The 5572-nt window shown below is 71.8% G+C and carries 7 protein-coding genes and 1 pseudogene; 3 read left to right on the top strand and 5 right to left on the bottom strand.

Annotated elements, in window-relative coordinates; translation table 11 throughout:
- Positions 1–148: pseudogene (locus IJH84_RS07490) on the bottom strand (NUDIX hydrolase); the annotation flags it as partial.
- A 327-nt stretch (positions 149–475) separates the two neighbouring features.
- On the opposite strand from IJH84_RS07490, the gene IJH84_RS07485 reads away from it, so the two are divergent.
- Positions 476–1366: a Gfo/Idh/MocA family protein gene (locus IJH84_RS07485; protein WP_200068238.1), complete on the top strand. Its 891-nt coding sequence runs from the start codon at positions 476–478 to the stop codon at positions 1364–1366.
- Positions 1367–1407: 41 nt separating this feature from the next.
- Here IJH84_RS07485 and IJH84_RS07480 read toward each other — a convergent pair whose 3' ends face one another.
- The 4 genes from IJH84_RS07480 to IJH84_RS07465 form a co-directional block, all read right to left on the bottom strand.
- The gene (locus tag IJH84_RS07480; RefSeq protein ID WP_295141940.1) at positions 1408–2841 is read right to left on the bottom strand and encodes a hypothetical protein; all 1434 of its coding nucleotides are present in this window, start codon (positions 2839–2841) and stop codon (positions 1408–1410) included.
- A complete protein-coding gene (locus IJH84_RS07475; RefSeq protein ID WP_200068237.1) occupies positions 2841–3449 on the bottom strand; it encodes a hypothetical protein in 609 nt (202 codons plus the stop codon). Before IJH84_RS07475 ends, IJH84_RS07480 begins: the two co-directional genes overlap by 1 nt.
- Before the next feature lie 343 nt (positions 3450–3792).
- The gene (locus IJH84_RS07470; protein WP_295141936.1) at positions 3793–4251 is read right to left on the bottom strand and encodes a RidA family protein; all 459 of its coding nucleotides are present in this window, start codon (positions 4249–4251) and stop codon (positions 3793–3795) included.
- A gap of 2 nt (positions 4252–4253) precedes the next feature.
- On the bottom strand, positions 4254–4415 hold the full coding sequence (locus IJH84_RS07465) for a DUF4177 domain-containing protein (RefSeq protein WP_200068235.1): 162 nt from the start codon (positions 4413–4415) through the stop codon (positions 4254–4256).
- A 141-nt stretch (positions 4416–4556) separates the two neighbouring features.
- Between IJH84_RS07465 and IJH84_RS07460 the strand changes: the two genes are divergently transcribed.
- Together IJH84_RS07460 and IJH84_RS07455 are read left to right on the top strand one after the other, a co-directional pair.
- A complete protein-coding gene (locus tag IJH84_RS07460) occupies positions 4557–4808 on the top strand; it encodes a hypothetical protein (protein WP_295141931.1) in 252 nt (83 codons plus the stop codon).
- A gap of 88 nt (positions 4809–4896) precedes the next feature.
- Positions 4897–5572 (top strand): ArsA-related P-loop ATPase (locus IJH84_RS07455; protein ID WP_295141928.1); only part of this gene is annotated, 676 nt, incomplete at its 3' end.

Below are 5572 nucleotides of genomic sequence, written 5' to 3'. Positions count from 1 at the left end.
CCGCGAACGGCATGTTCCGCACCCGGCGCTGCAGGAAGACCTCGGTGCCCTGGTCGCCTTCGCGCAGCAGCACGACCGTCGCGGCGTCCTTCGGCGTCGCGGGCGGATCCGGCGCCGGCGCGGGAACGAATCCGTCCGGCATCCTCATGTCCTCCGGCAGTCGCACCATGCCGGATACCCTAAGCCGAGGAACTCTCATGTCCCACCCTCGAGTTCAAGATCAACACTCCGCTGGGGTCCGGGCCGAGCGACACCCGGCGTCCGATGCCGCACCAGACCCACAGTCGAGTGCATATTCCAAACCGACAAGTTCCACTCAGAATCCGACGCTTGATTCGCCCGCCACTGCAGCAATCGTGGGCCGTTTCGGCTCGCAATCCTCGGCGGCTCGCACGAGCCCGCCACCACCGAATCTCCGCGGCCCGGCAGACCCCGCGCTTCTGCGTGTTGATCGGGGCGCGGGGACCATGGACGGATGAACGAAGCACTGCGGGTCGGCATCGTCGGAGCGGGACCGTGGGCGAAACGCGTCCACGCGCCCGGGCTGCACGCGCACCCCCGGATGCGGCTGACCGCGGTGTGGGCGCGCCGCCCGGACGCGGCGAAAGAACTCGCCCGCCCCTACGACGCAGACGTCGTCGACGGATTCGATGCGCTGCTGGACGCGGTCGACGCCGTGGCATTCGCAGTGCCGCCCGCGGTGCAGGCCGAACTGGCCGTGCACGCCGCTGACGCGGGCAAACACCTGGTGCTGGAGAAGCCGCTGGCCGCGGACGTGGCGGCTGCCGAAGCAACGGTCCGCGCAGTGGAGCGCAACGGCGTGGCGGCGCTGCTGATGCTGACCCGCCGCTACGCACCCGAGGTGCGGGACTGGCTGACCGGGCTCGGCAAGCTCGGCGGCTGGAAGGGCGGCACCGCGCAATGGCTGGCCGGTGGGCTGCTCGGCGGTGACTACGCCGGTTCACCGTGGCGGCAAGAACGCGCGGGATCGCTGCTGGACGCCGGACCGCACGCGCTCGACCTGCTGGACGCCGCGCTCGGCAGCATCAACCTGGTGCACTACGCACAACGGGACGCGGGCGATCTGTGGCATCTGGTGCTCGGGCACGCCAGCGGGGCGAACAGCACGCTGGCGCTGTCGCTGCGAGTGCCGGTGCAGCCCGCGCTGGTCGAGTTCACGATCTACGGCTCGCAGGGCAAATCGCAGCTCACCGGCGGCCGGACCGCCGCCCGCGAGTGCTACGCGAAACTGCTGGAGGAATGGTTCGGGATGATCTGCTCGGGCCGCACCGGGCACCCGTGCGACGTGCGCCGCGGGCTGCACCTGCAGCGGGTGCTCGACGCCGTGCAGCGGGCCGTCGGCTGAGCGGCCCGCCGACTTACCGACCCGTCAGCTGATCCGCGCGGTCACTCGGAACCGGGGCGCTCCCGACCGCTCGACGTGGGCGCACCGATCGACGGGAAACCGCCGGTCGGAGTGCCCGGCATCGTCGCCGTCCAAGCGTCCTGGCCGGAACCGGCGGACTTCCCGCCCGCCGCCACCTGCTCGCCCGCCACTTGCTCGCCCGCGGTTTCCTTGTCCTGCTCGCGCTGCGCCAGTTCCTCGTGCAGCTTGCGCAGCAGGTTGCGTTCCCGGTCGGTCAGCTTCGCGTCGACCGCTGCCGGAACGCGGGTGTTCTTGCCGCCGGTCTGCACCGTCTGCTCGCCCTGCTCGGGCGCGTCGGGCTCCGGTGCCGGAGCCGGTTCCGGCTCGGCGTGCGCCGGTTCCGGCTGCGCCTGAGATTCCGGTTGAGCCGACAGGGCCGGTTCGGCGCGCTCGGCCGCGACGGGGTCGGGTTTGGCGCGTTCCCGATCAGCGTGCTCCCGATCAGGGCGTTCCCGCTCGGCGTGCTCCCGCTCGGTGCGCTCCCAGTCGCCACGTTCCCGACCAGCGCGCTCACCCGCGCGTTCGCGCCCCACCGGCGCCAGGTCCGCCTCGCCCGGATCGAGGTGCGCCGGTTCGGCGTAATCCGGACGTGCCGAGTCGAAGGCTGCGGGCTCCGGAGCCGGGGCCTCGGCCCGTTTTCCCGACCCCGTCGCTGGCTCACTCGGCGCGTCAGCGCCCCCGGCCTTGCTTCCCGCCGTGGCCCGTGGTGCGCGCGCGTGGTTCGAACCGTTCGGCACCGCGATCTGCGAACCCAGGTCCAGGTGCACCCGGCGCGCGTTGGCCAGCGCGTTGCGGTGGTACGGCGGCAGATCCATCCCGCTGTTGAAGACGTCCACCGAGCAGCCCAGACCGGCCCGGCGCACCGCCTCCAGCAGCTGGTAGCCGGCCGCGGCTACCGAACCGTCCGAACCGACCTCGGCGAGCAGCACCCGCCGCGGCACGGCCCCGTAAGTCACCCCGGCCGGAGTCGTGCGCCAGGCGCACCACAGCGCGCGAACCCCGTGCAACCGGCCCGCGATCGGGGCCAGCGCGTCCACCAGCTCGCGGTCCGAGCGGTCCTGGTCGTGCTCGTCGCTGAACCGGTGCCCCTCGTCCGGCACCGCCTCCACCACGTGCAACCGATCCGCCAGCGCCTGCTGCGAACGAGCCTCCTCCAGCGCCCGGCGCAGGTGGTACTGCTCGGTCGAGGTCACCGGGATGCGGCCGGCCAGCAGGCAGCCGGCCAGGAACTCCGCCGCGGCGTCGAGCTGGCCGATGCCGAGCATCTCGCGGACCGAATTGACGGCGTCGTCGTCCACCCGGCCCGTCAAGGCCAGCACGAGGTTGTGCAGGCGTTCCACCGGCCCCGCACCCTCAGCGACGTCCACCACGAAAGCCTCCTTCTGCGCGGTCTTGCCCAGACCTCGGGACACCATCAGCCACGGTGTCCCACCAGTTCGTCGCCGCCCAGGCACACCAGCATCGATTCCGCGAGCGCGGCGCGCTGGTAGGCGGTCGGTTCGAGTTCGGGCGGCAGCACCTCGACGCACGGCTCGGGATCACCGAGCGCCCGCAGGATGCGCTGCAGTTCACTGGTGAGCTCGACCGGGTCGGTCGATGCGGTCACCAGGAAGATCCGCTTCGAGCGCTGCCCCGGCAGGTGGCGCCACGAGCTGCGCGCCTCGCGCACGCCCTGCCTCCCGCGCAGCGTCGCGCCGAGCACCAGCACCGCGGGGTCGCCCTTGTCGTCGCTGTGCGACTCCGCGCGGAACGTGTAGCGGTCGGGCTCCGCGCCGGGCAGCACCGCGTGCACCGCGGACGGGTCGGCGCCGAGGGGCAGCAGTGCTTCGGCGAGCCTGCGGTGGTCGGCGTCGGACAGCGCGACCCGTTCGCGGACCAGGGTGGCGGGCAGCGAACGCGCGAGGACGTCGCCTGCTCCCCCCGCCAGCCAATCGCGGTAGCGCCACAGATGCCGGTCCGGCAGCCGACCGGCAAGTCGAAGCAGCAACTCGTGGCACAGCAGGTCCGATTCGCGCACCGCCACGTCGCCCCTCTCAGCTTCGTTCGCTCATCACGTGCGGGCGGCCACCCGCACCCCACACGCGAGCGCCCGATCGGGTGAACTCTGCCCCGTCAACCGACGCACGGGCAAACCAGATCGGACACACGCAGGCATCAATACCGCCGTTCGGGCGAACCCGATGTAGTCACCCCAAGTAGCGGCGGCCGTAGCGTACTGGGTAGTACGAGCCGTGTGGGGCCCGGCTGGCGAGAAAACGGCGGTCCGCACCGCGGAATACGTCACAGCGCCGGGAAGCGGGCGCGACACAGCTCGGCCCGGCCCGGGAGCAGCTCCCGGACCGGGCCGTGTTCGTGCTGGATCGGGCTCAGCCGACCTCGACGATCATCTCGACTTCGACGGGCGCGCCCACCGGCAGCTCGGCGACGCCGACCGCGGAACGCGCGTGCGGCCCGGCGTCGCCGAAGATCTCCCCGAGCAGCTCGGAAGCGCCGTTGACCACGGCGGGCTGCCCGGAGAAGCCCTCCGCGGAAGCCACGAAACCGACCACCTTCACCACCCGCACGATCGAGTCCAGCCCGACCAGCGCGTCGACGGCGGCCAGCGCGTTGAGCACGCAGGTGCGCGCGTGCCGCTTGGCCTCCTCGGGGTCGATCTCCGCGCCGACCTTGCCCGCCGCGGCCAGCTTGCCCTCCACGAAGGGGACCTGCCCCGATGTGAAGACCTGCGAACCGCTGCGCACCGCGGGCACGTAGGCGGCGACCGGCGCGGCGACCTCCGGCAGTTCGATGCCGAGCTCGGTGAGCCGTTGCTTCCAGGAAGCCATGACTACTCCTTCGGCCGCTTCATGTAGGCGACCATCTGCTCGCCGGTCGGGCCGGGCAGGACGGCGACGAGTTCCCAGCCGTCCTCGCCCCACTGGTCGAGGATCTGCTTGGTCGCGTGGCTCAACAGCGGCACGGTGGAGTACTCCCACTTGGTCATGGTCACCAGCGTAAAGAGCGGGTGTCGCCGCGGCACCGCTGCCCCGGTCCGGCGCGGGTCCCGCAGGCACAGGTCGATATCGGAACGCGACCTCGCCTTCATTCGTTCGCGCCTCATTGATCACCGCATCGGACTAGCTTGCGCGAAGTGGAGGTTTGGCGGATTGCGGCGACCGCGCTGACGATCGCCTTCGGCGCTTTGTTGATCCTGGATGCCGTGGTCGGGATCCGCGGCACCCGCGCACAACGCCGCCCGAAGCGGGCGCGCGCCGCGGTGCAAGGCGGGTTGCTGCTGGTGGTGAGCACCGGGCTGGTCGCGACGGTGCTGCCCGCGACGCTCGTGTGGGCGTTGCTCGCGGCCACCGCGCTGATCATCTCGATCCGGTTCGTGATCGACTGAACCGCTGGACACGGCTCGTGCGACCCGTACGGGAGACGGCCGCCTCCTGCGGGAGACACAGCACCGGCCGCCCACCTACGCTGATCGTGTGACCGAGTGGGACGCCGAACTCAACGACGCCCGGCTGCACGTGGTCAGCGGCAAGGGAGGCACCGGCAAGACCACGGTCGCAGCCGCGCTCGCGCTGGCGCTGGCGACCGGCGGACGCCGGGTGCTGCTGATCGAGGTGGAGGGCAGGCAGGGCATCGCGCAGCTCTTCGACACCGCCCCGCTGCCCTACTCCGAGGAGTCCATCGCGGCCGCGCCGGGCGGCGGCGAGGTGCGGGCGCTGGCCATCGACGCCGAACCGGCGCTGCTGGAGTACCTGTCGATGTTCTACAACCTCGGGTTCGCGGGCCGGACGCTCAAGCGGATGGGCGCCATCGAGTTCGCCACCACGCTCGCGCCCGGCCTCCGCGACGTGCTGTTCACCGGCAAGATCAAGGAATGCGTCGGGCGCACCGACGAGCACGGGCGGCACTTCTACGACGCGGTCGTGGTGGACGCGCCGCCGACCGGGCGGGTGGTGAAGTTCCTGGACGTGACCCGCGCGATGGCCGACCTCGCGAAGGTCGGGCCGATCCGGGGGCACAGCGAAGGCGTGGTCAAGCTGCTGCACTCCGGCGACACGGTGGTGCACCTGGTGAGCCTGCTCGAAGACCTGCCGGTGCGGGAGACCTTGGAGGCCGTCGCGGAACTCGACTCGGCCGAGCTGCGGCCCGGTG

It is taken from the genome of Saccharopolyspora sp. (assembly GCF_017434145.1).
Lineage (GTDB): Bacteria > Actinomycetota > Actinomycetes > Mycobacteriales > Pseudonocardiaceae > Saccharopolyspora_C > Saccharopolyspora_C galaxeae.
This window is presented reverse-complemented; position numbering and strand designations above follow the sequence as displayed.